Annotated in this window: 23 protein-coding genes and 1 tRNA gene; 8 read left to right on the forward strand and 16 right to left on the reverse strand. The window is 58.7% G+C overall.

Annotated elements, in window-relative coordinates; genetic code table 11:
* Positions 1-62 precede the first annotated feature (62 nt).
* Together ACXAIC_RS04330 and ACXAIC_RS04335 are read left to right on the forward strand one after the other, a co-directional pair.
* Positions 63-752: a Rossmann-fold NAD(P)-binding domain-containing protein gene (locus ACXAIC_RS04330; RefSeq protein WP_475174010.1), complete on the forward strand. Its 690-nt coding sequence runs from the start codon at positions 63-65 to the stop codon at positions 750-752.
* Positions 749-1,510 (forward strand): class II aldolase/adducin family protein, encoded by a 762-nt coding sequence (locus ACXAIC_RS04335; protein ID WP_475174011.1) that lies wholly within the window; start codon positions 749-751, stop codon positions 1,508-1,510. Before ACXAIC_RS04330 ends, ACXAIC_RS04335 begins: the two co-directional genes overlap by 4 nt.
* Positions 1,511-1,570: 60 nt before the next feature.
* On the opposite strand, the gene ACXAIC_RS04340 is transcribed toward ACXAIC_RS04335, so the two are convergent.
* The 4 genes from ACXAIC_RS04340 to ACXAIC_RS04355 form a co-directional block, all read right to left on the reverse strand.
* A complete protein-coding gene (locus tag ACXAIC_RS04340; RefSeq protein WP_475174222.1) occupies positions 1,571-2,314 on the reverse strand; it encodes an ABC transporter permease in 744 nt (247 codons plus the stop codon).
* 96 nt (positions 2,315-2,410) lie between these two features.
* Entirely contained in the window at positions 2,411-3,127 is a 717-nt protein-coding gene (locus tag ACXAIC_RS04345) for an ABC transporter permease (RefSeq protein WP_475174012.1), read from the reverse strand.
* 90 nt (positions 3,128-3,217) lie between these two features.
* Positions 3,218-3,991, reverse strand: a complete 774-nt coding sequence (locus ACXAIC_RS04350) for a transporter substrate-binding domain-containing protein (protein ID WP_475174015.1) — start codon at positions 3,989-3,991, stop codon at positions 3,218-3,220.
* Between the two features lie 65 nt (positions 3,992-4,056).
* A complete protein-coding gene (locus tag ACXAIC_RS04355) occupies positions 4,057-4,827 on the reverse strand; it encodes an ABC transporter ATP-binding protein (protein ID WP_475174016.1) in 771 nt (256 codons plus the stop codon).
* Between the two features lie 224 nt (positions 4,828-5,051).
* On the opposite strand from ACXAIC_RS04355, the gene ACXAIC_RS04360 reads away from it, so the two are divergent.
* Both ACXAIC_RS04360 and ACXAIC_RS04365 read left to right on the forward strand, forming a co-directional pair.
* Positions 5,052-5,726, forward strand: a complete 675-nt coding sequence (locus tag ACXAIC_RS04360; protein WP_475174019.1) for a TetR family transcriptional regulator C-terminal domain-containing protein — start codon at positions 5,052-5,054, stop codon at positions 5,724-5,726.
* Between the two features lie 3 nt (positions 5,727-5,729).
* Complete coding sequence (locus ACXAIC_RS04365; RefSeq protein ID WP_475174022.1) at positions 5,730-5,972, forward strand: hypothetical protein; 243 nt, start codon at positions 5,730-5,732, stop codon at positions 5,970-5,972.
* Positions 5,973-6,274: 302 nt separating this feature from the next.
* Here ACXAIC_RS04365 and ACXAIC_RS04370 read toward each other — a convergent pair whose 3' ends face one another.
* From ACXAIC_RS04370 to ACXAIC_RS04380, 3 genes are all read right to left on the reverse strand, one after another.
* On the reverse strand, positions 6,275-7,591 hold the full coding sequence (locus tag ACXAIC_RS04370) for an NAD(P)/FAD-dependent oxidoreductase (protein ID WP_475174024.1): 1,317 nt from the start codon (positions 7,589-7,591) through the stop codon (positions 6,275-6,277).
* A 777-nt stretch (positions 7,592-8,368) separates the two neighbouring features.
* Positions 8,369-8,444 (reverse strand) — tRNA-Ala (locus ACXAIC_RS04375).
* Positions 8,445-8,597: 153 nt separating this feature from the next.
* A complete protein-coding gene (locus ACXAIC_RS04380) occupies positions 8,598-8,984 on the reverse strand; it encodes a TIGR02300 family protein (protein WP_475174026.1) in 387 nt (128 codons plus the stop codon).
* 624 nt (positions 8,985-9,608) lie between these two features.
* On the opposite strand from ACXAIC_RS04380, the gene aroA reads away from it, so the two are divergent.
* The 3 genes from aroA to rpsA all read left to right on the forward strand — a co-directional run bounded on the left by aroA (position 9,609) and on the right by rpsA (position 13,611).
* On the forward strand, positions 9,609-10,964 hold the full coding sequence (aroA, locus tag ACXAIC_RS04385; RefSeq protein WP_475174028.1) for a 3-phosphoshikimate 1-carboxyvinyltransferase: 1,356 nt from the start codon (positions 9,609-9,611) through the stop codon (positions 10,962-10,964).
* Positions 10,961-11,587 (forward strand): (d)CMP kinase, encoded by a 627-nt coding sequence (gene cmk / locus ACXAIC_RS04390; protein WP_475174029.1) that lies wholly within the window; start codon positions 10,961-10,963, stop codon positions 11,585-11,587. The genes aroA and cmk overlap by 4 nt, the downstream gene beginning before the upstream one ends.
* 326 nt (positions 11,588-11,913) lie before the next feature.
* A complete protein-coding gene (rpsA, locus tag ACXAIC_RS04395) occupies positions 11,914-13,611 on the forward strand; it encodes a 30S ribosomal protein S1 (RefSeq protein ID WP_475174031.1) in 1,698 nt (565 codons plus the stop codon).
* 84 nt (positions 13,612-13,695) lie between these two features.
* Here the strand turns inward: rpsA and ACXAIC_RS04400 are convergent, their stop codons facing one another.
* The 5 genes from ACXAIC_RS04400 to ACXAIC_RS04420 all read right to left on the reverse strand — a co-directional run bounded on the left by ACXAIC_RS04400 (position 13,696) and on the right by ACXAIC_RS04420 (position 16,518).
* Positions 13,696-13,950, reverse strand: a complete 255-nt coding sequence (locus tag ACXAIC_RS04400; protein ID WP_475174034.1) for a hypothetical protein — start codon at positions 13,948-13,950, stop codon at positions 13,696-13,698.
* 31 nt (positions 13,951-13,981) lie between these two features.
* Entirely contained in the window at positions 13,982-14,497 is a 516-nt protein-coding gene (locus ACXAIC_RS04405) for a hypothetical protein (protein ID WP_475174037.1), read from the reverse strand.
* Positions 14,451-15,161 carry a hypothetical protein gene (locus tag ACXAIC_RS04410; RefSeq protein WP_475174039.1) on the reverse strand — a complete coding sequence of 237 codons (711 nt, stop codon included), beginning with the start codon at positions 15,159-15,161 and terminating at the stop codon, positions 14,451-14,453. Before ACXAIC_RS04410 ends, ACXAIC_RS04405 begins: the two co-directional genes overlap by 47 nt.
* Before the next feature lie 155 nt (positions 15,162-15,316).
* Positions 15,317-15,982 (reverse strand): hypothetical protein, encoded by a 666-nt coding sequence (locus ACXAIC_RS04415; protein WP_475174042.1) that lies wholly within the window; start codon positions 15,980-15,982, stop codon positions 15,317-15,319.
* A gap of 188 nt (positions 15,983-16,170) precedes the next feature.
* Entirely contained in the window at positions 16,171-16,518 is a 348-nt protein-coding gene (locus ACXAIC_RS04420; protein ID WP_475174045.1) for a helix-turn-helix domain-containing protein, read from the reverse strand.
* A gap of 402 nt (positions 16,519-16,920) precedes the next feature.
* Here ACXAIC_RS04420 and ACXAIC_RS04425 point away from each other — a divergent pair, with 402 nt between their 5' ends.
* Positions 16,921-17,799: a DMT family transporter gene (locus ACXAIC_RS04425; protein ID WP_475174047.1), complete on the forward strand. Its 879-nt coding sequence runs from the start codon at positions 16,921-16,923 to the stop codon at positions 17,797-17,799.
* Positions 17,800-17,820: 21 nt separating this feature from the next.
* Here ACXAIC_RS04425 and ACXAIC_RS04430 read toward each other — a convergent pair whose 3' ends face one another.
* The 4 genes from ACXAIC_RS04430 to mtnK are packed head-to-tail and all read right to left on the reverse strand — an operon-like array spanning position 17,821 to position 21,842.
* Positions 17,821-18,486: a class II aldolase/adducin family protein gene (locus ACXAIC_RS04430; protein WP_475174050.1), complete on the reverse strand. Its 666-nt coding sequence runs from the start codon at positions 18,484-18,486 to the stop codon at positions 17,821-17,823.
* The gene (locus tag ACXAIC_RS04435; RefSeq protein ID WP_475174053.1) at positions 18,479-19,477 is read right to left on the reverse strand and encodes a sugar-binding transcriptional regulator; all 999 of its coding nucleotides are present in this window, start codon (positions 19,475-19,477) and stop codon (positions 18,479-18,481) included. The genes ACXAIC_RS04430 and ACXAIC_RS04435 overlap by 8 nt, the downstream gene beginning before the upstream one ends.
* Entirely contained in the window at positions 19,474-20,583 is a 1,110-nt protein-coding gene (mtnA, locus tag ACXAIC_RS04440; protein WP_475174055.1) for an S-methyl-5-thioribose-1-phosphate isomerase, read from the reverse strand. Before mtnA ends, ACXAIC_RS04435 begins: the two co-directional genes overlap by 4 nt.
* Positions 20,580-21,842, reverse strand: a complete 1,263-nt coding sequence (gene mtnK / locus ACXAIC_RS04445; RefSeq protein WP_475174057.1) for an S-methyl-5-thioribose kinase — start codon at positions 21,840-21,842, stop codon at positions 20,580-20,582. The genes mtnA and mtnK overlap by 4 nt, the downstream gene beginning before the upstream one ends.
* Between the last annotated feature and the right edge of the window lie 117 nt (positions 21,843-21,959).

A 21,959-nucleotide genomic window follows, 5' to 3' on the forward strand; every position in this document is an offset into this window, starting at 1 on the left:
TACGATTGTGCAACAAGTATTCACCGCAGGCGAACACCATCACTTCCGGAGGCGTTTTTCAGATGAGTTACTCAAAAACAATCCGCAGTGTCTACTTGAGCGGTATGCTCGGCCACGACGAGCTTTTTGGCGCCGTACTGTGTGCCGCCTCCGCCGGGGTGATCTTGAAACATACGGAGGAGATCGAGCGGCTTGAAGCGATGCGTTTCGCCATTTGCTGGGTTTCCGGTGATGACCCCTTCGCCGGCTCTCCCAATCTCGAACTGGCCATGTCCGTCGGCGCGGGGATCGATGCGCATCCTGCCCACCCTGGACTTGCAGACGGCCTTTTTTCTGCGGCGACCACCCCGCGCGATGCGGCAGGCGGGGCGTATCATCTGATCAACGTCCTGCCTCTTACTCCGTCGACCGAAACCATCTTGAACAAAGATCTTTTCGCCTGCCAGCCCCCCGGCGCCAGGCCCGTCCAGATTGGCTGGGGCGAACATCTGGTCGAAGGTGACTTGATCGCAGCGCCTTATCGGGAGCAACTCTTGCCGTCTTCCGTGAGGAGCCGTCGCCGCAAGACCTCCCGTTCCGGGCAGCACCGGCGCTGCGGATCACGCCGCATGTTGCCAGCGATACCAGGCCTGACTTCGTTGCCGCCCAGGTTATCGAAACGTCCTGCGCCCTGTGGGAGGACCTGGTCCGAGGGCTCAGCATCAACTGCGCGCGCTTTTAAGACAGTTCCATCAAAAAGGAAGACACTATGACCGTTCAACCCCCTCCTGTTTCCATATCTGAGGCCGAATGGCAGACCCGGTGCGACTTGGCTGCCTGTTACCGTCTCGCAGCCCATTTCAAGTTCACGGATCTGATCTACACCCACATCACGGCGCGGGTTCCAGGTGAAGACGGGCATTTCCTGATCAATCCCTATGGCTTCCGCTGGGAGGAAATCACTGCATCTTCGCTGGTCAAAATCGATGTGGACGGCAACAAGGTCTGCAACAGCCCCCACAACGTCAATCCGGCCGGTTTCACCATTCACTCGGCCATACACCATGCCAGTCATGAGGCAGCTTGGGTGATGCACACCCATTCGCGCGCTGGTGTCGCCGTTTCAAGCCTGGAAGACGGTCTGTTGCCCCTAAACCAGATCGCTCTTCAATTTTTCGGCAATGTCGCCTATCACGACTATGAGGGAATTGCGCTGGATCTGGATGAACGGTCGCGAATCGTCGCCAGTTTGGGCGACAAACCGGCGCTGGTCTTGCGCAACCACGGTCTGCTGACCACCGGCCGCACGGCGGCGCAAATGTTCAACAACATGTTCTATCTGGAACGGGCGTGTGAGATCCAGGTGGCCACCTTGTCCATGGGCCAGCCGCTCAGGGCTGTGCCAGATGAGATTGCGGATAAGGTCGTCCAGCAATATGCCAACAGCATGGGAGAGGATGACGATGTTGCCCTGGAGTGGGCGGCCCATCTCCGCCTGCTGGAAGACGTTCATCCAGACTACAAGGACTAGACACGGCTGTCTCCGGGGGAGCATTCACAGACCGGAGACAGACTACCAGTGTGAAGCCGCTTAACGGGTCGTGGATGGCACACTGTTTTCGAGCATCCGCATGCAGACCACAAGGACACCGCTCAAACAGAGATAGATTGCCACCAGAAGCAGCAGCGGCTCATAAGTGAGATAGGTGGCCTGGCGGATTTTCGTCACCACCGCATAGAGATCCATGACGGTGATGGTGGCCACCAGCGGAGTGGATTTCAGTTGCAAGATGATCTCACCTGTCAGGGTAGGCAGTGCCCTGTGTACGGCTCGGGGAAACCAGACCCGGCGGAAGACAAGCCAGCGCGACATTCCAAAGGCTCTCGCCGCCTCCAGCTCACCTCTGGGAACACCTGCGAATGCGCCCCGCATCACCTCCCCCTCATAGGCGGCGAAGGACACCACCAGTGAGAAGAACCCGTAAGGCCAGGCCTGGCGAAGGTACGGCCACGCCCAGGACTCACGGATCTCCGGGAACTGCGCAAAAAGAGACCCAAGTCCGAAATAGATCAGCCACATCTGAAGAAGGAGCGGCGTACCGCGGACAATCGTGCAAAATCCGGCGGCCGCCCAACGCAAAGGCGCAGGTCCTGCAACTTGAGCCAGACCGAGCGGCAGGGCAAAGACAAAGCCTACGACGACACTGGCAGTCAGCATTATGAGGGTCATCTGAAGTCCCTGCCACAATTTCGGCAGATACTGCGGCAACCAGGACCAGTCCATAAGGAAGACAATGGCAGCGAGCCCGGCCAGCGCGAAAGCCAGCAGGATCATACGGTGAGGCTGGGCCAGAGCACGAAGAAAACCGCGTAGCGGAAGGCTCGGGACTACCAGTTTTTCGGTCGTTTCGATCTGTGCCATCCCAGTTTCTCAGGCTGCCGGAACAAGGCCTCGACGGGCCCTTTTTTCAACCAACCGCAACACCACATTCGAGGCCAGGGTCAGGATCAGATAGAGCGCGCCCGCCGCCAGAAAGAACAGGAAGTAAGCGCGCGTGGCACCGGCGGCCTGCCGGGTGACCAATGTCAGCTCGGTAAAGCCGATCACAGCAAGCAGTGCAGTGTCTTTGGTCGCAATCATCCACAAATTGGCAAGTCCGGGAAGGGCATGCGGGGTCATGGCCGGCAGCGTTACCCGTCGGAAGACGAGAAAGGGCGGCATACCGAAGGCGTGTGCTGCCTCGATTTGCCCCTGCGGCACGGCTTTGATGGCACCACGCAAAACCTCGGTGGCATAGCCGCCCATTACCAGGCCGATCACCAAAATCCCGGCCATCAGGCCATTTATATCGAACCCCTCATAGCCCAAAGACTGCGCCAGCCGGTTCAAGAGATCAGTTCCGGCATAGTAAAACACCAACATCAGCACGAGTTCGGGAACCGCCCTGATCACGGTCGTGTAGACTTCTGCCAGATCCTTCAAGGCAGGACCGCCGTAAAGCTTGCAGGCAGCCCCAATCGTGCCGATGACGAGGCCGAGCGCATAGCCGCCGGCGGCAAGCTGGACCGACGTGAAGAAACCGGCCAGCAATGCGCCGCCCCACCCGGGCGAATTATAGGCCAACAGGCTGAAATCGATCATATCCATGATTGTAAACGCTGCGCCTTATCGTCCCGTGGCCTGTGAAAAGTTCAATGAAGTACGGACCGCTTGATGAGAAACGGTCCGCAATCGGTTTTAGTTGCCGTAGATATCAATGGCGAAATACGGTTTGGAGATGCGTGCATAGGTGCCATCGCTGCGGATCTCCGCAATGGCCTTGTTCACGCGGTCAAGAAGTGCCGTGTCTTCCTTGCGCAAGCCAACGCCGGCTCCCGCTCCAAGGATCGCCGTATCCGCAGCCACGGCTCCCTTGTATTCGCAGCAGGCCTTGCCTTCTTCAGACAGCATAAAGGGTTCCATTGCAAGCGAATCCCCGACAACCGCATCAAGTCGTCCCGCGACAAGGTCCTGCAACTCCTCGTCCAAGGTCTGATAAATGCGAACATCACCTGCGGTCTCGGCATAATGTTTCTCGACATAGGCCTCTTGAATAGAGCCAGATTGAGCGCCAATAATTGCGCCCGACAGACCTTCCGGGCTCGGCTCAAACTTGGCGCCTTTGGTGGTCATCAGGCCGGTCGGAGACTGATAGTATTTGTCGGAGAAGTTGATCTGCTTGGCCCGTGCCGGCGTGATTGACATGGAACCAATGATCATGTCGATTTTGCCGGTTTTTAGCGCCGGAATAATGCCGTCCCATGCAATCGGCGTAACAACACACTCTGCTTCAAGCCGTGAGCAGAGTTCCTTCATGAAGTCGATTTCCCAACCAGTCCAGTTGCCATCTGCATCCGGCTTGTAGAAAGGCGGATATGGTTCCGCGGAAATTCCAACTTTATAAGTGTCCGCGGCAGCCGGCAGCACAAAGCTGACTGCAGCAATTGCTGCAAGCACTAGTTTCTTGAACATGGGGTCTCCTATGGTTGAACGGAAAAAGCACACGCCTCACGGCGCTTTTTCTGGAACGTGCCTGATCAGGCAAAAACACTGATGAACTGTTTAAGATGAGACGATTTTGGATTGCCAAAGATCTCCTCCGGCGGGCCTTGTTCTTCGATCACGCCATCCTTGAGGTAGATGACATGCGAAGCCACATCGCGGGCGAAGGCCATTTCATGGGTCACAAGGATCATTGTCCGGCTCTCTTCTGCCAGTTTCCGGATGACGGAAAGGACTTCACCGACAAGTTCCGGATCCAGGGCTGACGTCGGTTCGTCAAACAGCATGGCGTGCGGTTCGACCGCGAGCACTCTGGCAATTGCGGCCCGTTGCTGCTGTCCGCCGGACAGGAACCCCGGAAAGGTGTCCCGCTTCTCCGCCAAGCCGACCCGCGCCAGCAAGTCTTCTGCCTTGGCAATGGCCTGTTTGCGGGGAATCTTGAGAACATGCACCGGCACTTCGATGACATTTTCCAGAACCGTACGATGCGGCCACAGATTGAAATTCTGAAACACCATTCCGAGATGGGCCCGGATTCGTTGCACCTGTTTGGGGTCCGCAGTTTCCAGCCCCCTCTGACGTGTCCTGCGCATACTATAAGCTTCACCCTGGATCAGAATTTCACCGGAGGTCGGCGTCTCGAGCATGTTGATACAGCGCAACATGGTCGACTTGCCGGATCCCGACCCGCCGATGATCGCAACGACATCACCGGGATAGGCCTTGAGCGACACGCCCTTCAGAACTTCGGTATCACCGAAACTCTTGTGCAAATCCCGAATTTCGATTGCCGGGCTGTCTTTCATACTCTGTCCGTTGTCTTGCAGGCCCCAAAGCACTTGGTCAGCGCTTCATAGGTTCCAAACTGATCTCTTGATCATTGTTATACAACTGAATAACAAATATCTAGGTGAATCAACATTCGATCATATTCTCATTTGCGCGTTGACGCTAAATGAGGCGCGACTGCTTAATATTTCTACATTTGTAGAACAGAGTATCGGTGGGCAATTTTCGGAGTGTCTCTTGAATGAGCCGTAAAAGTTTTCAACGTCTATCAGAAGACACACGCCGAAAGGCGTTGATCGAGGCAACACTAAACGTAATCTCAGAACATGGATTGAGCGGCGCGACCGTACGCAGAATCGCCGCTAAGGCCGGAATAACTCCAGGATTGATCCGGCACTATTATACGTCCAAGGATGATCTGGTTCACGCTGCCTACACATATTTGACCGGGCAACTGACCAGTGACGCGGCTCAAACCGCAGCAGCGGCGGCAGAACGTGCATCGGCGGTGCCTGCAATGACATTGAGCCGGTTCATACAAGCCAATGTTTCACCGCCCAATCTGTCGGAGCAAAAAGTCTCCTTGTGGGCGACCTTTATTGGGCGGGTGCGGAACGAGCCCGGTTATTCGGACATTCATCGGGAAAGTTATCGGGACTTCCTTGACTTGCTTCAGTCCCTGATCCACCCGGTCCTTGTTGAACACGAACGACCTGCGAGCCCGCAGGACTGCCGCAAGTTATCGATAGCCTTGAATGGTCTGATTGATGGGCTTTGGCTAGAGGGCTCACTGGCGCACGGTCTCTACAACACCGAACAATTGCCTCAAATTGCCTTGGAAGCCTCCGAGCGGATGCTGGGCCTTCCCCAAAGCACTCTCACACACCATCTGGCTCTGCCGGACAAGAGGAGTTGATCCATGCACGACGCCGCGATCACTGAACGCCTGAAAAATCTTTTTTTTGAGGGGGACAAATGGCCAATCCACAATGCTGCACGTGCCCAGGCTGCGGCTGGAGAAACCGTTATTGAACTGACCTTGGTGAGCCGGACATCGCCACCGATCCAGACTTGCCCGAAGCCTGCGTTGAAGCTCTGCGCAGCGGCCGCGCCCGGTATTCAAACGGGCGCGGCGAACCGGGTCTTGTCGACGCGCTCGTGAAGACCTGTTGCAGCAAGGCACCGGACATCACCGGCGGGAACATCCTCTGCTTCCCCAGCCCCCAGACAACGCTCTTTGCTGTTTTTGTGGCCCTGACGCTGCCCGATGCCACACTCATCGACGCCATGCGCAAGATTGTTGCGTTGAGCGAACAAACGGTTTCCCGGAGCGCTGTGCCTGCACGGCCGAATTGATGCGATTGCCCGAAGCTTCGAAATCCTGACCACGTTTTTGAGCAGGTGGGCATTGGCGCGCGGATATGCCGGGCCGGTCGTGAAACCGGCCTGGCCAAAGAGACAACCTCACCGCTCACTCGCCGCAGCCCGCCGTTCGGCCCAGACCCGCAGCCTCACCCCCATATCCAGAAACGGCCTGGGAGGGATGAAAGTGGGCTTGATCAGCTTCAACGCGTCGCTCAGCAGATCCGATTGTTGCTCTAGCGCGAAGTCCGCAATCAGGCGTCCCATGGCCGTGCCACGGGAAACACCAGAGGCGTTGTAGCCGCCGCACAGGTAAAGCCCCGGCCGGGTTTCCTCAAAGACCGGCTTGGCGTTGCGGCTTATGCAAATCGCCCCGCTCCATGTATAGTCAATGGCGCTTTCATCAAGGAAAGCGAAGCGTTTGGACAGTCCGACTCCGTGTATTCCGCGCCTTGTGGCCAACTGGCACGCATTGATCCCACCCGGCAGATATTCTGCCGTGTTGCGGATCAGAATGCGGCGGTCGCGGGTCAGCCGCATTGTCGCTCCCAGGGATCGCGGCGAGAGGATACCCCAACTGGCAGGGCTGCCGATTTCGCTCTCTTCGTCCGGGCTCAGCCGCCGGGTCAGGCTGGCGGTCAGCGCCAGCGGAAAAACCCGCAACCGCTTCAAGCCTAACCTGGGAAAAAACGCGTTCACCGCGACAATTACCTTTGGCGTGCGCAAGCTGTGCCCGTTTGCGTCCAACACCCAGCCGCCATTCACATACCGGAGTGACGATATTTGCGTGTTTTCATAAACTTCAACAGTTTCTGGCAGATGAGCAGCAAGCCCTTGCGCCAGCATCGCCGGCTGCAGCAGGGCGCCACCACTCGTCTCAACCCCAAGACCATAAAATCCGGTGCCCAATCGCGTTTTCAGCTCCGGTGCTTCCAACAGGCGCGCGTTGATCCCCAACTGGTGAAACGCTTCGACATGGCGGCGCAAACGCCCGAAATGCCGAGGATCATGCGCTGCATGAATCGACGGCGTATCCTCCCACTGCGCCTCGATACCGTGCTCTGCAATCAGCCGTCGCAGCTCCTCAACCCCATTCCGGTCGATCCGGTTCATGGTGAAATAGCTGGCGCGCCCATGCTCGGTATGAAGCTGGGCGTGCCCGGGACCTTCATTGGCAACCGCAAAGCCGGAATTGCGCGAACTGGCACCGCCGGCAACACGCTTTGCGTCCACCAGCACGATCCGTGCCTCAGGCCGCAGTTCCGCAAAACGGCGTGCCGCTGCCAGACCGGTAAACCCGGCACCGACGACAACACAATCTGCTGACAGATCCGCTCCCAGGGATGGGTACGGGGCCAGCCCCGGCGCAAGCGCCGTCCAGCCACACGTATCTTGTAATTTCGTGGTTCGATTGGACATTGGTATGGAGAAGCTCCGACAAGGCTGTGCGCGTTCTGGACCGGCAGATAGCGGCATTTCCACCCAAAAGGGAAGCCCACCTTGCCGGGTTTTTCTCGTCCTCGGTCTTGCAATCAGCAAACTAGGTATGGCTGGCTGTCTAGATGGGCGCGGCGCCCGCGCCTTTCGCCGGCGCTTCGTTGCGTCCGGAGGCTATGCCCAATACCAAATCCAACATCTTTCGAGCAAAAGTGAGAGTGCTCTTGGCGCACCCACGTGCTGGATCATCGTCTTTTGATCGGCAAACCGGTCCATGATCCTTGGTGAATGGTGTCGTTCATCAGTCAACAGGATAGAAATGCTGCATATATACCGAGCATTGGCAGGCGTTCCTCCAAACAGAACTCACACCAAGCGCAGTTGATCATGATCCATTTGACCGCGCTTGGAGGGGCTTCGGCCAGGAGCGCGTCACAGGTCGAAACGGGTCATCGGGCAGACGTGCGACAAAGTCCGAAGACCCTCCAAGCGCGGCCTCCGGTGACCCAATTCCGCCCATCGGACATCGTTGCACCGTTGACTCGTTAACCCGATCGACAAGACCGGGTCACACGAAGCGCCTGGCCGTTGAACGGACATGGGGCATCAAAGAGGTCATGAGCAACTGCGCCTGGTATTACGGCAGTCTTGTCCGCAATGCCGCCGCTGGTGCTGCATCCAACACAAACCCGCTTCCAGACCTGCCAACACTTTGCTTTGGTCAGAGAAAAAATTATGATTTTAAGAGGAGAAGAAGAATGGTGGAGCCAAGGGGAATCGAACCCCTGACCTCTTCGCTGCCAGCGAAGCGCTCTCCCAGCTGAGCTATGGCCCCATCTTCTTGGGAGCGGCCGGACCGTGTGTCCGGCGGCTGATGGAGGCGGAACATAGTCACACCGCCTCCCAAGATCAAGCAGATTTTTCAAAGATTGTGTCTGCTTGGTGTGGAAAACACCGAAAAGAGAAAACCCTCTTTCCGGACAAGCGCTTACTGGTCGCTGTCGTCTTCGATTTCCACGCGGATGCCCGGAACGGATTCCTCGTCTTCGTCCTCATCGTCGAGGAAGACGTCATCTTCGCTTTCGTCGCTGTCGATCTCGACATCGTCGCCTTCCAGATCCGGCACATCATCGCCGCCCTCAGCTTCCGCGTCCGCTTCTTCCAGGGTCACGATTTCCGGCGCTGCCAGGTCCTCTTCTTCTTCCTCGTCATCCTTGGTTTCCTCCACCTTGGCCGCCTTGGCCGCACGGGAGGTCATGACGGTTTCAAAGACCGTGCCGCATTTCGGGCAGGTGATCGGATCCCGGTTCAGATCGTAATATTTTGCGCCGCAGCTGGGGCACAGCCGCTTTGTGCCAAGTTCAGGTTTTGCCACTGTGCTCACCCTTTGATTGTTTTCTGGCTGACTTGATAGGTGGAGCGCCCCATAGCGTCAAGCTCCGCCGCTGTCAAAGACTATTCAATTCAAATCATGCGATTGATCCATTCTTCTGCACGTTGCGGATAAAAGATCAAGCACGGGAACAGCCTCACGGCCCCTAATCCCCTCTTGTCCTCAGGGGAAAGCCCCGAATCGGCCGCCGGGGCAGGATGGTCCTGCCGGGCCGCCCCTTTATTGCCCTCTGGACAAAGTTGAGCGCAGAATCGGGACCAAGTCTACCGAAGTGCCTGTTCATGCGCAGCGCGGCGGCGTTTCCCGGGTTTCCTGCGCGTAGGAAAGAGACGAGAGAGAGGAGAGCGCCTTGGTCCTGACCGCACGCGCCCTCATACATGCTCAGTCAACAAGCCCTCCTATCAGGCATCGCTTCGACGAGAGCGGCCCAAAGGCACCGGCACGGTGGCCGGGGCGGCGCTGAGGGGCCCGGAGGCGCTAAGGACCTCGGAGACGTTGACGCGCGAACTGGGGAGATGACGAGCGCGTATCGGCGTGATAGGACGTGGCACCTTTTGAAACCCTGATGGGCCTGACCTGAAAGGCCCGTAGTTGCGGACATTGAAAATGTCACACGATTCTGCGCCCTCCCCTCTCACCGCCAGCGCCGGGGGCCCGCTGACCGGCACGATCCGCGTGCCGGGGGACAAATCCATTTCCCACCGGTCCTTGATGTTCGGCACCCTGGCCGTTGGCCGCACGACCGTTCAGGGCCTTTTGGAAAGCGAAGACGTTCTGGCGACCGCCGAGGCCATGCGCGCCGTTGGCGCAACCATCGAGAAACATGCGGACGGCACCTATACAGTGGACGGCATCGGCCTGGGCAGCCTGCTGGAGCCCGAGCATGTGATTGATTTTGGCAATGCAGGCACGGGCGTCCGCCTGACCATGGGCATTTTCGGCAGCCACAACATCGCTGCCACCTTTGTCGGTGACGCCTCGCTGTCCAAACGGCCGATGGGCCGGGTTCTGAACCCGCTGCGGGACATGGGCACCCAGGTGATTGCCCGCGATGGCGACCGGCTGCCTGCCTCCATCCGGGGTGCAGAAACTGCCCTGCCGATCACCTACCGGGTGCCGATGCCCTCGGCCCAGGTGAAATCCGCCGTGCTTTTGGCCGGACTGAACGCGCCGGGCGAGACCACCGTGATCGAGCCGGTGCCGACCCGCGATCACACGGAAAAGATGCTGAAGGGCTTTGGGGCCGACATTTCGGTGAGCCTCAATGCGGATGGTGAACGGGAGATCAAGCTTCAGGGCCAGCCCGAGCTGACCCCGCAGGACATTGATGTTCCCGGCGACCCGTCCTCGGCGGGGTTCCCGCTTGTGGCCGCGCTGATCGTGCCAGGCTCGGATCTGACGATCGAGAATGTGTTGCTCAACGAGCACCGCACCGGCCTGATCACCACACTGATCGAGATGGGCGGGGACATTGAAGTCGTCAACCGGCGGGAAACCGGCGGAGAGGAGGTCGGTGACCTGAAGGTGAAAGCAAGCCGCCTGAAAGGCATCACCGTTCCGGCCGGGCGGGCACCCTCCATGATCGATGAATACCCGGTTCTGGCAGTGGCAGCCGCCTTTGCCGAGGGCGACACGTTCATGCCCGGCCTTGAGGAATTGCGGGTGAAGGAATCCGACCGACTTGCCGCCGTGGCCCGCGGGCTGGAGGCCAACGGCATTCCGTGCGTTGAAACCGAAGACACGCTGACGGTGACGGGCGGCGCGAACGCCATTGGCGGCGGCACGGTGACAACCCATCTCGATCACCGCATTGCCATGGCCTTCCTGGTGCTGGGCATGGCCGCCCACAAGCCGGTGACCGTAGATGACGGTGCGGTGATCGCCACCAGCTTCCCCACTTTCACGCCACTGTTTGAGGGCCTTGGCGCCTCTTTGCGCACAAAGGCGAGTGCGGCTGCATGATCATCGCGATAGACGGGCCCGCCGCTTCAGGAAAAGGCACCCTTGCCCGCAGGCTGGCAGGGCATTTCGGCCTGAACCATCTGGACACTGGGCTCACCTTCCGGGCAGTGGCGGCCGCACTTCTGGCCAAGGGCCTGCCGCTTGGCGATGAGGCGGTCGCCATCGAGATTGCGCAAAATCTCGATCTGGCCCATATGGACAAAGGCGTGCTGTCCGCCCATGAAATCGGCGAAGCCGCCTCGCGCATTGCCGTGCTTGGCGGCTTGCGGGAAGAGCTTGTGGCCCTGCAGCGCCGGTTTGCGGCCACCCCGCCTGGAGCCATTCTGGACGGGCGCGACATCGGCACGGTGGTCTGTCCGGATGCCACCGTGAAGCTGTTCGTCACCGCCTCGGCAGAGGCGCGGGCACGCCGGCGCACGGACGAGATGCTGTCCAAGGGCGCCGAGGCAACCTACGCCTCGGTTCTGGACGATCTGAAGCGCCGGGACGAGCGGGACAGCCAAAGAACCGTGGCTCCCATGAAACAAGCCGACGATGCGGTCTTGCTTGATACGACGGAAATGGATATAGAGACCGCGTTCCAGGCGGCTGTGGATATCATTTCCCGCGCTGCCAAAGTGTGACGGACCGCCGGGGTTCACCAAAAGGTGCGCCCCTTTTCGTGCATCCTGACAGCGCTGATCTGGAACAGGCCCGGCTCCTCAAAGCCGCAGGTTCTGATGAACGGCCGGTTCTTGTAAACGGCACAGTTCTTTGAACGATAAAGAAATTTCGGCAGGGCGCGGCCAAAACAGCGTCCTGTGACGAGACTGGATTTTCTGTCTTCCGCCTCCGCCGGCCCGCTTTGACACGCGGCAGGATCAGCGGATACCGCGATCCCGGGAGACGGACAATCCGGAGTGCAACACCAACCCGCCGGCGGTGCGCCAACAGGCGCTCAGGAGACTAAATGACCGATTTTAATCCCTCTACCGAGGATTTTGCAGCTCTTCTCGAAGAGTCCTTCGTCCAGAACGACCTTTATGAAGGTGCCGTCGTCAAAGGCACCGTCGTTGCCATCGAAAAAGACCTCGCCGTCATCGACGTCGGCCTGAAGGTCGAAGGCCGCGTGCCGCTGAAGGAATTCGGCGCCAAGGGCCGCGACGGCGAAATGGGCGTTGGCACCGAAGTGGAAGTGTATCTGGAGCGTGTTGAAAACGCGCTTGGCGAAGCCGTTCTGTCGCGCGAAAAAGCCCGCCGCGAAGAAAGCTGGGTCCGCCTGGAAGTTGCTTTCGAAGCCAACGAAAAAGTCAACGGCCAGATCTTCAACCAGGTCAAGGGTGGGTTCACCGTCGATCTGGACGGTGCCGTGGCCTTCCTGCCGCGCTCCCAGGTGGACATCCGCCCGGTGCGCGACGTGACCCCGCTGATGCACACGCCGCAGCCGTTCCAGATCCTGAAAATGGACAAGCGCCGCGGCAACATCGTCGTGTCCCGCCGTGTTGTTCTGGAAGAGACCCGCGCCGAACAGCGCTCCGAACTGGTCCAGAGCCTGGAAGAAGGTCATACCGTGGAAGGCGTGGTCAAGAACATCACCGACTACGGTGCGTTCGTCGACCTGGGCGGCATCGATGGCCTGCTGCACGTCACCGACATTGCGTGGCGCCGCATCAACCATCCGTCGGAAGTCCTCACCATCGGCCAGACCGTCAAGGTGCAGATCATCCGCGTCAACCAGGAAACGCACCGCATCAGCCTCGGCATGAAGCAGCTTGAAACCGATCCGTGGGATGGAATCGAAGCCAAATACCCGATCGAAGCCAAGTTCAACGGCCGCGTGACCAACATCACCGACTATGGTGCATTCGTCGAGCTGGAGCCGGGCATCGAAGGCCTGATCCACGTTTCGGAAATGTCCTGGACCAAGAAAAACGTCCATCCGGGCAAGATCGTGTCCACTTCTCAGGAAGTCGAAGTGATGATCCTGGAAGTCGACCCGGTCAAGCGCCGCATTTCCCTGGGCCTCAAGCAGACCCTGCAGAACCCGTGGGATGCATTTGCCGAGCAGTTCCCGATCGGCACCAATGTCGAAGGCGAAGTCAAGAACAAGACCGAATTCGGGCTGTTCATCGGCCTCGACGGCGATGTCGACGGCATGGTGCACCTGTCCGATCTCGACTGGAACCGTCCGGGCGAGCAGGTCATCGAGGAGTACAAGAAGGGCGACATGGTTCAGGCCGTCGTTCTGGATGTGGATGTCGACAAGGAGCGTATCTCCCTCGGCATCAAACAGCTCACCGGTGACCCGATGGAAAGCGGTGCAGCCGGCGAGCTGCGCAAGAACTCCGTCGTGACCTGTGAAGTGACCGAGGTCAAGGACAGCGGCCTGGACGTGAAGATCGCCGACAGCGACCTGACCGCCTTCATCCGCCGTGTGGACCTCAGCCGCGACCGCGAAGAACAGCGCCCGGAAAAGTACTCCGTTGGCGACAAGTTCGACGCACGCATCACCCAGTTCGACAAGAAGACCCGCCGGGTTACCGTGTCGATCAAGGCCCTGGAAATCGCCGAAGAGAAGGAAGCTGTCGCACAGTACGGCTCTTCCGACAGCGGCGCCTCCCTCGGTGACATTCTGGGTGCGGCTCTGAAGCAGCAGTCCGAAGACTAAGCGGTCAAGGCACCCGCCTAACCTTGAAAAGCCCGGCAGCGATGCCGGGCTTTTTTGCATTCTCGGAATGCTTTATTTCTTGCGTCAAGCAACGCCTTGGCGCTGGTAGGTGAAGGCATTCAAACCAACACCAACGGAGACAACCTTGATCTTCCGCTTCACGCCTCCAGGCATCGGATCATCCAGGCGATACACGCCTCCCTTGACCAGATTGAGATTGGGCACCACCGGAGCCCAACCTGCTTGAGCGTATTCCTCAAACCCTCCGGTCGCTTGAGGCGCTGCATCGGTCTGAGAAAGAACTGTTCCTTTCTCAAAGGTCTTCAGCACATATGGCACCCTGCGTCCTCCTCTTGTTGCAGCAACCTTGTCACTGGCAGGCGGGCAAGCCACCAGGATTGTTGATCGCCTGAGCTCCGACCTGATCGATCGTGTTGTCGTTTCTGGCCTGGAAACAATAACTGTCATTTGCTGCAGGCGCGGCGACAATGCAGGAATTGTTCCCGTTCGGGATCACATAATTCTGCAGTCCATTGATCGCAAACACCGTTGCAGTGCCGTTAGGATGCGGAACCGGGTGCTTGGAAAACAGGATTGCATTGCTGGGCGGAGCCACCTGAATCTGTTGAAAGTTCCGGCAATCTGGTGAAAAGGCCAACTGTGCCGAGGCCGAATATGCTGTCATCAGCAACGCGCCTGAAAACAGTGTGCCAGCAAGACCGACCTGAGCGCCTCTGCGCATCTTGCGGATGCAACCCTTAGAAAGTGCATGTTTCATCGTCTTCCCTTCCTTTGCAGTGTTGAAGTTTGTGCCTTTCGGCTCTTCACCCCTCCCAAGATCAGCTGCCTGCTGTCGTGAAGCTCCCGTTCTGGGTGTAGGTGACACTGATGACGGTGAAGCCTTGCGTGAAGTCGCATCTGGCCGCATTCGACGTGTCATATGTGATGCTTTGACCGACACCGAAATCTCCCACCTTTACGAAGAAGACCGGCTCAGGAGCGCACATCACCACGCTGTTGGGTCTTGGAGCGATAAAACTGGACAACATAATGCTGCCGTCCTGGTTGATCGCAGCGCAACCGCAATACAGTTCGGGCGTCGGCATGGACGTATAGGGAGGAACTTCGATACCGAAACTTCCTGTGTCCAATCCGCTCTGAAAGGCGGGCGACGACAGACCGAGTGGGCTCACCGTCATCGTTGTGCTGTTGTTGCTCTGACCCGTGGCGGGGGTCAGATCTATCGGCTGAGCTGCCGAGGTTTGCATTGCCGTCTCAACGCTGTCTGCCAACGAGATCAGAACATTGAAAGCTGCCTCATTGACGGAGAACATCGTGCTTTTCGCGCCGGCATAGGTCTGCTGGTCAAATTCAAAGACCAGCTGCGCCCCAGAGCTCGCATGCGGGGCTAAGGGACCGCAGGCGACACAGCTGGACAAGATCGTGAGGCCACCTCCGGAATTCTGGAATCCCGCTTGTTGTTGAAAGGCGTAAAAGTCTGTGTCCTGGGACCACTGGTTTTCAATGATGATCTTGTATTGCGAGGCCATGTGACACCACCTCCCCCTTACCCGTCATGCCGTTAGAGGTGCTGTGCTATCCGTCCCCTCTTCAATCGATGGCATGAGATTGGCGAGCACCTATTGCAGCCCGGCCATGAGCAGGCCTCTTTGAGCCATCGCCCGCTCATGGCGCACCATCTTGGCTAGGCGACTACAACGGTCGACCAAGTGCCGTTGGCATTCAGCGTGACGTCGATGATCGAGTGCCCGCCCGTGAAATCACACAATGCTGCATTCACACTTGAAGCCGTGAAGTTCATGACAGTTCCAGGCGTGTAGTCGCCGGTCTGAACGTAGTATTTCAGGATAGGCTGGCAGTCCGTGTTGTTGCTTGGATTCGCCACAACGAAGTTCGACAGAGTAATTCCTCCGTTGACCTGGACTGCCGAGCCAACGTTGTAGATCGCCGGCGGCGAATATGTCGGTGTCGTGATACGGAATGCCCCCGGCTGAACACCCGTGCCCGAGGTTGGCTGTGTCAGACCCAACGGGTTCACACTCGCAGTCGTCCAGTCGTTGGCCGTTCCAGCCGCCGGTGCGAGATCGATTGCACGGCTTGCCGAAGAAAAGCCCGAAGACTGGCCAACCTGGGGCGTGCTGTGCGCTTCCTGGATACCCGCGTAATACTGCATGTTCACCTGGAAGGTCAGAATCGACCCGGTTTCGCCGTAGTTGCCCAGGCTCTGCGAAAAGAGACTATTGCTGTAGACCTGCCCTCCACCCGTATAAACTGCAGGTTGTTGAAAAAAATAGAAGCCCTGAGTAGCACTTTCCAAGTTCTTTACATTTATCGTAAGTAACGTAGACATTTTACATATCCTCCAACTCTATTACCTCCCATCAATCAGAATATTATTGATTTTTTCATCAAATCAATTAATCTGATTGCATTTTTATTTTGACTAATTCTTCATATAATTTCCAATAAAAGCAGTTTAGTTCTGGTTGATTCTTTTCCAGTTTTTACCTATGGTTGATTTGCTGAATGTTCGGCCCGCTACTTCTGCGGGATCTCCGCCAGGATGTTCAGCAACAGGCGCGTGACACGCGCCGGTCTCTGTCTGACGCTCTGCAGGAGTTCAAGCTCTTGAGCATTCAGGTGGCCAGGCTCGAGCCAGTCCGGTCCATTGCGCCCAAGAAGCAACCAATCCATTGAAATATCGAGAATTTTTGAGATATTGCATGCATTGTCTATCGACATTGCATGGCCTTGTTTCCATTTTGAGATAGCAGCTGGAGAAATGTCCAACTCAACCGCCAATGCCATTGACTTAAGGTATCCGCGGACTTGCATTGCCTGCTTCAGCCTGTCTCCGCGCTTCCTATCAAGCTCTTCCTTTGTCACTTCACAGCCTCCCTGAAAGGAGCACTAGAAGGTGATATATCTGCACTTGACGTATATGTAATTTATACTCTTTCTAGTTGTTTTTTCCTTTTCTAATTTTTCTCGCGGTTCGCTTCGCATCGATTGCATTCCGCCCGGCCGTTAAAAACCCTTCTCCCAAACAGCCTTCAGGAAATCCTATGGGCATCTCCCATACTCAAAAGAACCGCAAAACCCGCTGATACATAGCGTCATTCCGGCAGCCACTCCCCTCAGCCTATGAGGCGCGGTCGTAGCACACACCCCCAGCCCTTAGATCGCCTTCCTTCAGAACCGAAAGCGCGCAAACCGGACTTGCACACCCGCGCCCGCTCGGATCTACCGGTCAGGGTCTTCCTGCCTGACCGGACGAATTTTCCGCCAATGCCTGCCCTGTTGCTCTGCCGGATTGCCGGCACCGTTTTTCTTGCCGTGACGCTGATTGTCATTGGCGACACCTGCGGGAAACTGCTCACCTCCAGCGGTGTGCCGCCTCTTTTTGTCGCGTTTTCAAGATTTCTGATCGGCGCCCTGGTGCTGTGGCCCCTGGCCCGGATCAAATGGCATGAACTGGCCGCCTATCAGGACTGGCGGGTGGTCCTGCGGGCGCTCTTTATCATATGCGGGATCTGTTCGATCCTGACCGCCCTGAAGACGGAGCCGATTGCCAATGTCTTCGGAGCTTTTTTTGTCGGTCCGATCATTTCCTATCTGCTGGCGGCGGTCTTTCTGGGCGAACGGCCCACCCGGGTCCAATCCGGCCTGCTCGCGCTCGGCTTTGCCGGGGTCCTATTGGTGGTCAAGCCTGGATTTGACTCGTCAGCGGGCATTTTCTACGCGGTTCTGGCGGGCCTTTGCTACGGCTGCTTTCTGTTCATGACCAAAATTCTGGCCGGAACCATGCGGCCAAGCCTGTTGCTCATGTCCCAGCTTTTTCTGGGCGCGCTTCTGCTGGCACCCATTGGCCTCAGCCTTGATCTCCCTGAACAAGATGGTGTGTTCTGGGCGCTGGTGGTGGTGAGCGCCCTTGGCTCGGCAGCCGGAAACTATTTGCTGGTCCTGGCCAACAAAATGGCCGATGCCAGTCTGGTCGCACCGCTGGTTTACAGCCAGCTGCTCGCCGCCACGCTGCTCGGCATCTTTGTTTTCGGCGACTGGCCGGACGGGCTGGCCCTGATGGGCCTCACCTTGATCGCCGTCTCCGGCTTTGGATCCCTGGCCGCCCGGCGGCATTTTGCTCCTGCTCTGTCCGGCAGGCACTGAAACCCAAGAGGGCGCCGAAGGTCAGGCCGATTTTATGCCGTAATTGGCCACGGCCCCAAGCACCTCGCCGATCTCCGCATCGGACAGGATATGCGGCTGGCCGACCGTGCGGCTGATGCAATAGGCCTTTGCCAGCACTTCCATCTCCTCCAGCCGCCACAGCCCCTTTTCCAGCGTCTCGCCGACCACAACGGCGCCGTGATTGGCCATCAGGCAGCCGTGACGGTCCTGCATGGCCGACGTCACACATTCGGCCAGAGTATCGCTGCCGAACAGGGCATAGCCGGCAAGCGGCACCGAATTGCCGCCAAAAAGCGCGACCATATAGTGGCAGGCGGGGATTTCCATGCGGTTGATGGACAGCGCGGTGCAATGGACCGGATGGGCATGAACCACCGCATGCATGTCTGGTTTTGCCCGCAGCAGTGCCAAGTGGAACTGCCATTCTGTTGAGGGCGGCAGCGGCCCTTCCGCCGGGCCGTCCCCCGCAAGCGGCAGAGAGACCAGCATATCCGGGGTCATGGCGTCATAGGGCACGCCGGACGGCGTGATCACCATCCTGTCTCCGGCCCGGGCCGAGACATTGCCCGAGGTCCCCTGATTGATGCCGCGCCGGTTCATTTCAAGGCAGGTGTCGATGATGGACTGGCGCAGATCGCGCGTATCCGCATAAGGGGTCTTAAGCATTGCCGTCAACCAGTTTGAGAATGTGAGAGGCGGTGTCGGAACAGGTGGCCACATGGGTCGCATAGCCCCCGCGCAGGGCCGCCAGCATAGGCATGGCCCGGTTTGGGCCTGAGCCCACCAGAAACCCCATGTCCTTGCCGCGCATCTGATCCAGGGTCACCGCGATCATCCGGTCTTCGATCTCCCGTTCCAGGCCGTTACCGTCCTGATCGATCAGGCGGCCGCAGATCACTCCTGTTGCGCCTTTTCGCGCATAGGTGCCGATGTCCCCGGGCTCCAGAAGCCCCGTATGCACCACGTGGCTGTCCGCGCTGCAGGTGCCGCAGGCAAACAGGGTCTTGTTGCAACCGGCCACGGCCTGGAGCTGGTCCCGGATCACCGGTTCCTGTTTCAGCCGTTCGGCCAGGTCCCTGTCGGAGAGAACCAGAGGCACATGAAGATTGATGCAATGGGCGCCATAGCGGCGGGCGAGCGTTGCCGAACAGGTTTCGGCGGCAAAACCGAGAGCAGCGGGCCGGGAGCCGACCAGTTGCACCACCGTCAGGTCCTCAAGCGCCACACGCGGGGCCGCCTCCGCAACCCGGTAGACGGTCTCGCCCCAGGCAACCCCCAACCGGTCTCCCGGCGCCAGCAGGCTGGGCAACCAATCGGCCACCATGCGCGCGACCCGGTCCAGCGACTGATCGGCGCTACCCGGCGCGGACGGAATGACCGCCGCATCCTGCAGGCCAAAACGGTCTGCAAGCCTGCGGGCAAGCTCCTGATCGCGGAAGATGGAGCTGTCCAGGGAAATGCGTACATAGTCCCGCTTGCGCGCTTCCTGAAGGTGATTGACCACGGTGGCCCGGGAAATACCCAGGCGGGCGGCAATCTCGTTCTGGTTCAGGCCGTCCTGATAATAGCACCAGGTCACCTCGATGATTGCCTCTTCCTGGTTGCGCACGCGGGCTCCGGTCCCGCGCGCTCCAGATCCCGCCGGGACCGGGCTCATGCGCTCTCGGCGGTCTTGGACAGGTCCGGGAACAGCCCGGCCAAGCCTGCCGGAGAGGCTTCGCACACGCCCCGCTCGGTGATCAGACCGGTCACCAGATGGTTCGGCGTGACGTCAAAGGCCGGATTGCCACCGGATGTGCCCCGGGGCGTCACCTGGACCTGGCCGATCCCGCCTTCTTCCGTCAGTCCCTGAATATGGGTTACTTCCCGGGCGCTGCGCTCTTCGATCGGGATTTCTGCAACGCCGTCATCCACGGTCCAGTCGATCGTGGGCGATGGGAGCGCCACATAGAACGGCACATTATTGGCCTTTGCGGCAAGCGCCTTCAGATAGGTGCCGATCTTGTTGCAGACATCACCGCGCCGGGTGGTTCGGTCCGTGCCGGTGATGACCAGATCCACCTGGCCATGCTGCATCAGATGCCCGCCCGCATTGTCGGTGATATAGGTGTGAGCAATGCCATGGCTGCCCAGTTCCCAGGCGGTCAGGGCGCCCTGATTGCGCGGCCGCGTCTCGTCAACCCACACATGGATCGGCACTCCCGCATCATGGGCCTGATACATGGGACTGGTGGCCGTGCCCCAGTCTACCGTGGCGATCCAGCCAGCATTGCAATGGGTGAGAATGTTCACCGGTTGTCCCGCCGGTTTGCCAGCAGCAATCTTGCGGATGATCTCCAGCCCGTGCTGGCCGATGTTGCGGTTGATCTCCACATCCTCATCGGAAATTTCATGGGCGAGGTTGAGCGCCGCCTGCCCGCGCTCGGCCTCCGGCAGGGGTAAAAGATAGTCCCGGCACCGGTTCAGCGCCCAGCGCAGATTGATGGCGGTGGGCCGGGTCTTTTCCAGAAAGGCCCAGGCTGCGTTCAGGCCCGCATCGGAGGGGTCCAGCTTTGCGGCAAGCGCCATGCCATAGGCGGCTGTGGCCCCGATCAGGGGCGCGCCGCGCACCCGCATTTCGACAATCGCATCGGCGAAATCGTCCAGCGTCCCGACCTGCTGGACCCGAAAGTCATGGGGCAGCCAGCGCTGGTCGATGATCTGAAGAGCCCCCTTGTCCGCATCCCACCAGAGCGAACGGTAATGGGTTCCGTTGACCTTCATATGATATCCCTTTTGTTGAAACGGCGGGCCAGCGTGAGCAAGGCATCCCTGGACGTTACCGCCCTGGGCGTCAAGACAAGCTCGGCCCCCATCTTCAGATTGCGCGCTTCCAGACGGGCTTTCAGACCCTTGTCCTCGATCTCTTCAAAATCCGCGTTGTGGGCAAGCGACAAAGTGCGCCGGTGCATTTCAATCCCGCAGAACCCCATCGCCTCTGCCAGGATGCCGGATAACAGGGCGGCGCAGGCGGGCTGTGACGACAGCCCCTGCGCTTCGAACAGGGCATGCGGATAGAGCATGCCGGTCCGTTCCGTCGCCCAGAGGTTCAAAAACTCTGCCTCAAAGGCCTGCAGAGTGTCCGCAATCACGAACAGGATCCATTCCTGATAGCTGTCCAGGTCCGAAGCCGGCCGATGGGCCGGCTGGCTGAAATAGGCCATCAGGAAATTGGCCAGCAACATGCCGAGATCAAAGCCCATCGGCCCGTATTGCACAAATTCAGGATCGATCACCCGGCTTTCGGTGCCGGTCGACATGATCGAGCCGCTGTGCAGATCTCCATGGACCATGGTTTCGGTGTTGGAGGCAAATTTCATCAACAGCCGCTGCACCTTAGCCTTCAATTCGCCGTTCAGGCGGAGTTGCTTGACCACCGGATCCAGCTCCGGCGTGTGATGGTTCATCTCCGCTTCAAAATAAGGGTCGGTGAAGACCAGCGCCTCTGTGATCGCCGGGATTTCGACATTTCCCGAAAAGAGCCCGACATCCTTCTTCTTGTCCGCGCTCTTCAGGGAGAGTTCGGAGCCGCGGAAGGCGGTTCTGGCGCAGAAAGTGCCGAGAAACGTGCCCAGCCCCTCAACGGTCTCTCCTTCGATCAGCTTGCGGCGCAGGATCTTGTGGGGCGCAAGAAATTCCATGACGATCAGCGCCTGCTCTTCGTCAAAATGATAGACTTCCGGTACCGCGCCCGGGTCCCGCTGCGCCTGGCGGACAAGCGCGTGATACTCGAAAAAGGCACGATAAAGGGGCAGCGGCCAGCTGTCTCCGACCAGACGGACATAGGGCAGCGCCTGTTTGACAATCACGGTTCCCACCGGGCCTTCCACAATGAATACCAGATTGAGATTGCCGTCCCCGACCTCGCGCACGGTCCAGGAGGCTGGATCTTCTCCCACACGCTGAGCAACGGCCGCGACCGGCGCCAGGCGGTCGCCCAGGCTTTCAGGGGTCAGGGGCTGATACTGTTCCGGCGTTTCCATGACTGTCTTTTTCCTCCCTGTTGCGGCCCGATAATGGGCAAGATTACTCAAAAGTCAACCGAGTTGACAAATGCCTATTTTGCATGCTGTAACTCCGGACAACGAGATGGGAGCTCG

It is taken from the genome of Roseibium sp. AWQ4_254, assembly GCF_056161025.1.

Coding starts and splice junctions, on each gene's coding strand:
- ACXAIC_RS04425 (WP_475174047.1), top strand. CDS start 16,921: ATGCCTGCCCTGTTGCTCTGCCGGATTGCCGGCACCGTTTTTCTTGCC.
- ACXAIC_RS04355 (WP_475174016.1), bottom strand. CDS start 4,827: ATGAAAGACAGCCCGGCAATCGAAATTCGGGATTTGCACAAGAGTTTC.
- ACXAIC_RS04350 (WP_475174015.1), bottom strand. CDS start 3,991: ATGTTCAAGAAACTAGTGCTTGCAGCAATTGCTGCAGTCAGCTTTGTG.
- ACXAIC_RS04410 (WP_475174039.1), bottom strand. CDS start 15,161: ATGGCCTCGCAATACAAGATCATCATTGAAAACCAGTGGTCCCAGGAC.
- ACXAIC_RS04415 (WP_475174042.1), bottom strand. CDS start 15,982: ATGTCTACGTTACTTACGATAAATGTAAAGAACTTGGAAAGTGCTACT.
- ACXAIC_RS04435 (WP_475174053.1), bottom strand. CDS start 19,477: ATGAGCCCGGTCCCGGCGGGATCTGGAGCGCGCGGGACCGGAGCCCGC.
- ACXAIC_RS04330 (WP_475174010.1), top strand. CDS start 63: ATGAGTTACTCAAAAACAATCCGCAGTGTCTACTTGAGCGGTATGCTC.
- aroA (WP_475174028.1), top strand. CDS start 9,609: ATGTCACACGATTCTGCGCCCTCCCCTCTCACCGCCAGCGCCGGGGGC.
- rpsA (WP_475174031.1), top strand. CDS start 11,914: ATGACCGATTTTAATCCCTCTACCGAGGATTTTGCAGCTCTTCTCGAA.
- ACXAIC_RS04360 (WP_475174019.1), top strand. CDS start 5,052: ATGAGCCGTAAAAGTTTTCAACGTCTATCAGAAGACACACGCCGAAAG.
- ACXAIC_RS04345 (WP_475174012.1), bottom strand. CDS start 3,127: ATGGATATGATCGATTTCAGCCTGTTGGCCTATAATTCGCCCGGGTGG.
- ACXAIC_RS04365 (WP_475174022.1), top strand. CDS start 5,730: ATGCACGACGCCGCGATCACTGAACGCCTGAAAAATCTTTTTTTTGAG.
- ACXAIC_RS04370 (WP_475174024.1), bottom strand. CDS start 7,591: ATGTCCAATCGAACCACGAAATTACAAGATACGTGTGGCTGGACGGCG.
- ACXAIC_RS04430 (WP_475174050.1), bottom strand. CDS start 18,486: ATGCTTAAGACCCCTTATGCGGATACGCGCGATCTGCGCCAGTCCATC.
- cmk (WP_475174029.1), top strand. CDS start 10,961: ATGATCATCGCGATAGACGGGCCCGCCGCTTCAGGAAAAGGCACCCTT.
- mtnK (WP_475174057.1), bottom strand. CDS start 21,842: ATGGAAACGCCGGAACAGTATCAGCCCCTGACCCCTGAAAGCCTGGGC.
- ACXAIC_RS04340 (WP_475174222.1), bottom strand. CDS start 2,314: ATGATCCTGCTGGCTTTCGCGCTGGCCGGGCTCGCTGCCATTGTCTTC.
- ACXAIC_RS04335 (WP_475174011.1), top strand. CDS start 749: ATGACCGTTCAACCCCCTCCTGTTTCCATATCTGAGGCCGAATGGCAG.
- mtnA (WP_475174055.1), bottom strand. CDS start 20,583: ATGAAGGTCAACGGAACCCATTACCGTTCGCTCTGGTGGGATGCGGAC.